Source organism: Flavobacterium sp. (genome assembly GCF_003525665.1).
Lineage (GTDB): Bacteria > Bacteroidota > Bacteroidia > Flavobacteriales > Flavobacteriaceae > Flavobacterium.
On the sequence record NZ_DQDX01000021.1, the window covers coordinates 1,073 to 5,383 of the forward strand.

The 4,311-nt window shown below is 32.5% G+C and carries 5 protein-coding genes; 3 read left to right on the plus strand and 2 right to left on the minus strand.

Annotation, left to right across the window (positions count from 1 at the left end):
* Positions 1–24 precede the first annotated feature (24 nt).
* Positions 25–663 carry a CoA pyrophosphatase gene (locus DIU01_RS01460; protein ID WP_290831483.1) on the plus strand — a complete coding sequence of 213 codons (639 nt, stop codon included), beginning with the start codon at positions 25–27 and terminating at the stop codon, positions 661–663.
* Between the two features lie 45 nt (positions 664–708).
* The gene (locus DIU01_RS01465) at positions 709–1,518 is read left to right on the plus strand and encodes a 1-acyl-sn-glycerol-3-phosphate acyltransferase (protein ID WP_290831484.1); all 810 of its coding nucleotides are present in this window, start codon (positions 709–711) and stop codon (positions 1,516–1,518) included.
* A gap of 33 nt (positions 1,519–1,551) precedes the next feature.
* On the opposite strand, the gene DIU01_RS01470 is transcribed toward DIU01_RS01465, so the two are convergent.
* Positions 1,552–2,166: a hypothetical protein gene (locus DIU01_RS01470; protein ID WP_290831485.1), complete on the minus strand. Its 615-nt coding sequence runs from the start codon at positions 2,164–2,166 to the stop codon at positions 1,552–1,554.
* Between the two features lie 4 nt (positions 2,167–2,170).
* Positions 2,171–2,665, minus strand: a complete 495-nt coding sequence (locus DIU01_RS01475) for a sigma-70 family RNA polymerase sigma factor (RefSeq protein ID WP_290831486.1) — start codon at positions 2,663–2,665, stop codon at positions 2,171–2,173.
* 330 nt (positions 2,666–2,995) lie between these two features.
* On the opposite strand from DIU01_RS01475, the gene DIU01_RS01480 reads away from it, so the two are divergent.
* Positions 2,996–4,300 (plus strand): NAD(P)/FAD-dependent oxidoreductase, encoded by a 1,305-nt coding sequence (locus tag DIU01_RS01480; protein ID WP_290831487.1) that lies wholly within the window; start codon positions 2,996–2,998, stop codon positions 4,298–4,300.
* Positions 4,301–4,311: the final 11 nt, after the last annotated feature.

The window sequence follows — 4,311 nt, forward strand, 5'->3', positions numbered from 1 at the left end:
TAAAAATAATTAGAACTAATAACTATGAATTTCGACTTGTTTTTTAATGCTATCACAAATGTTTCGAATGTAGAATTGCCTTCTATTTCTTCACATGTTAAAATGGCTCCTTTGGAAAGAGTTAAAATGATGGAGGAAAATAGTTATGATCTTAGCTCGGTAAGAAAAGCTGCTGTAATGATGTTGTTTTATCCTAAAAATGAAGTTACGCATTTAATATTAATTGTACGAAATTCATATCCTGGAGTTCATTCTTCGCAGATTGCTTTTCCGGGTGGTAAGGTTGAAGAGATTGATTTTGACTTAAAACAAACTGCTTTACGAGAAACTCATGAAGAAATAGGAATTCATCCAAATGATATTCATGTTATTAGAGATTTTTCTTCTATTTATATTCCGCCAAGTAATTTTTTGGTGTATCCTTTTTTAGGAGTTTCTCAAACAGAATTAACATTTAATCTTCAAGAAGAGGAAGTTGCAGGAATTATTGAATTACCGTTAGCAACTCTTTTAGACGATACTATTATTAGTAATAAAAATTTAGAGACTTCTTACTCTAAATTAATTGAAGTTCCGGTTTTTCAAATTGAAGAACATAGCGTTTGGGGTGCAACTGCAATGATGTTGAGTGAGTTAAAAGATGTATTGAAAATGGTTCTATAAATTTTAATTTTTGTATGTTTGTCTTTCAATTTTCTAATGAATATTATGGGATTATTTAAACGAAATCCTTTTGGACATATACTTTTTATTAAGAAATGGCTTATCCGAATTTTCGGTGTGATAACTCATAGGCGTTATCGTGGATTTAATGAGTTACAGATAGAAGGTTCTGAAATTATTAGAAATTTACCTGATAAAAATGTGCTTTTTATATCCAATCATCAGACGTATTTTGCTGACGTTGTAGCCATGTTTCATGTTTTTAACGCAAGTCTATCGGGTAGAGAAGATAACATCAAAAATGTGGGTTATTTGTGGCAACCAAAGATGAATGTTTATTACGTTGCAGCAAGCGAAACCATGAAAGCAGGATTACTTCCAAGAATTATGGCTTACGTAGGAGCAATTACTGTAGAAAGAACTTGGAGAGCAGGAGGAAAAGACGTTACTGAAAAAAGAGAAGTAAATCCAAACGACACCGAAAATATTAAAATCGCTCTAGCAGATGGTTGGGTGATTACCTTTCCGCAAGGAACTACAAAGTCTTTTAAACCCGTAAGAAAAGGAACCGCTCATATCATCAAGCAACACAAACCAATTGTCGTTCCAATAGTTATAGACGGTTTTAGACGGTCTTTTGATAAGAAAGGATTGCGCCTTAAAAAGAAAAATATCCTTCAATCATTTACAATAAAAGAACCACTCGAGATAGACTACGAAAATGAAACTATCGAGCAAATTGTTGAAAAAGTAGAATATGCTATTGAGCAACATCCATCGTTTCTTAAAGTAATTCCTTTAGAAGAAATTGAAGAACAAGAAAAACTAAATCGCCTACGTCAGTGGGAATATTAATGAAAAAGTCTCGCTATGAACGAGACTTTTCTTTTATAAATCAATTTTCTTTAATTCATTGTAGTTTTTTGATAATCTATTTAAAAGGTTCCCATAAAGTAGTTTATAGAAAAGCCAAACTAAACCTATTAAAATCAATACAGTAAAGAAAATAACTATAAAGTATTCTAAATTTGTTTGTTTTATTACTACATTATGATTTTCTGAATACGCATCATTAAATCCATCAATCGCGCCGAATGCACCAAAAATACTTCCAATTATTATATTCCAATAAATATAGAAAGTTACAACTCTTCGGGTTTTTAAAATATGTTCAATTAGTGTTTTAGATGAATTTAATACGCTTATTGATTTATAGTTTTTATAAACCAAATAGATAAATACTATTACAACAATATAATTCAATGTATCTAAATGATTTAAATATGGATGTAATATTAAAAATTTATCGAATTTTGGATCGTTAATTAACCAACTAATTCCATTCAATACAATAAATTCTAAAATGCTTATAATCAATATCCACTTCACAATTGAAGACGACTTCTTATGCAACATTTTATAAATATCCACTTCCGATACCTGTTCAAAAGAATTTTCGTTCTTTTTCCAGTCTTTTTTTAATAAATCCAACTCTTCCATCATAACCTTACGGATTTAATATTTTTTTCAATTTTCCTTTTATTCTATTCATTTTAACTCTTGCATTAACCTCACTAATACCCAATGTTTCGGCAATTTCTGTATAATCTTTATCTTCCAGATACATAAAAACTAACGCCTTCTCAATATCATTCAACTGATGCACAGCTTGATACATCAATTTAATTTGGTCTTCTTCCTCACTATTATATTCGTCTTGACTAATAAAAAAACTATGCTTTTCATACTCCACCGTAGAAACACTTCGCGTACTCTTTCGATACAAAGTAATGGCAGTATTTAGAGCGACTCGATACGCCCAAGTCGAAAATTTGGCATCACCACGAAACTTCGGAAAAGCCTTCCATAATTGAATCGTAATCTCCTGAAACAAGTCCTTATGCGCATCACCATCAGACGTATATAATCTACAAATCTTGTGGATTATATTCTGATTTTCACGCAATTGCTGCACAAATGTTTGTTCCAAATTCTCGCTCATATATACGTTAGTAAACCTTTACTAGATTTTGTTACAAGATAAGCATTTTTTTTATGGAGCGAATCACCCGCGCATTTTTATAAACCCTATTCCTGCTTTCCATTCCAATCTTTAATTAATTGCCTTGGGTTTTAACCCAAGGCAATTAATTAAAGGATTTCCATTGCAATCAGGGCTAAACAGTAATCGTCTTACCTAAAATCAGATTTTCAAAACACTATTTTCAAAACATCAAAATTCGTGTAATTTCCAAACAAAAATAATTTGTGTAAATTCGTGAAATTCGTGTAAAAAGCACCAAATTTGTATATTAGAAAAATTCACTTTACAATGAACATTCCACAATCAGATAAAAAACGAGTAGTCATCATCGGTGGCGGATTTGCAGGTTTATCAATAGCCAAAAAGCTTAGAAACAAAAACCTACAAGTTGTTTTACTCGATAAACATAATTACCACACGTTTCAACCACTTCTATATCAAGTAGCAACCGGCGGATTAGAAGCTGGTTCTATAGCTTATCCAATTCGAAAAGTAATCCAAGAATACAAAGATTTCTATTTTAGATTAACATCCGTAAAAGAAATCGATACGCCAAACCAAAAGATTATTTCAGAAATTGGCGATTTACATTACGATTATTTAGTAATTGCAACCGGTTCCAAAACCAATTATTTTGGTAACAAAGAAATCGAACGCAATTCGATGTCAATGAAAACCATTCCGCAATCATTGAATATTCGTAGTTTGATTCTAGAAAATTTTGAACAAGCCGTTCTGACAACAAATGAAGCAGATAAAAATGCGCTAATAAATTTCGTTTTAGTAGGCGCAGGACCAACAGGCGTAGAGCTTGCAGGCGCACTTGCCGAAATGAAAAGAGCCATTCTCCAAAAAGATTATCCCGATTTAGATATTTCCAAAATGGAAATCAACCTTATTCAAAGTGGCGACCGAGTTTTAAACACAATGTCCGAAAAATCATCTGCAGCAGCCGAAAAATTCTTGGTTGATTTAGGAGTAATTGTGCACAAAAACGTTCGAGTAACTAATTACGACGGAAGAACTATCACAACCAATTCCAATTTAACTTTTGAAACAGCAACAGTTATCTGGACAGCAGGCGTTCAAGGTGCAGCCATTCACGGTTTGGATTCAAAATCTCTAGTAGAACGTGTAGAACGCATTCGAGTAAACCAATACAATCAAGTAGTTGGTTACGATAATATTTTTGCCATTGGTGACATTGCCTCAATGGAAAGCGAAGAATATCCACAAGGTCATCCAATGATGGCACAACCTGCATTACAACAAGGAGCTTTACTTGGTGAAAATTTAGTTAAATTTTTAGCCAACAAACCTATGAAACCCTTCGAATACAACGATAAAGGTTCAATGGCAACTGTAGGAAGAAATCTTGCCGTTGTAGATTTACCAAAATACCATTTCAACGGACTTTTTGCATGGTTCGTTTGGATGTTTGTACACTTATTTTCACTAATCGGATTCAAAAATAAAGCAGTTGTTTTTCTAAATTGGGTATACAACTACGTTCGTTTTGACAGAGAAGGAAGATTAATCGTGAGACCTTTTAAAAAGAGAAGTTATGTGACTTTTACTTCTGACGCGGTTTAAAGGTTTCGGGT

Coding starts and splice junctions, on each gene's coding strand:
- DIU01_RS01470 (WP_290831485.1), bottom strand. CDS start 2,166: ATGATGGAAGAGTTGGATTTATTAAAAAAAGACTGGAAAAAGAACGAA.
- DIU01_RS01480 (WP_290831487.1), top strand. CDS start 2,996: ATGAACATTCCACAATCAGATAAAAAACGAGTAGTCATCATCGGTGGC.
- DIU01_RS01465 (WP_290831484.1), top strand. CDS start 709: ATGGGATTATTTAAACGAAATCCTTTTGGACATATACTTTTTATTAAG.
- DIU01_RS01460 (WP_290831483.1), top strand. CDS start 25: ATGAATTTCGACTTGTTTTTTAATGCTATCACAAATGTTTCGAATGTA.
- DIU01_RS01475 (WP_290831486.1), bottom strand. CDS start 2,665: ATGAGCGAGAATTTGGAACAAACATTTGTGCAGCAATTGCGTGAAAAT.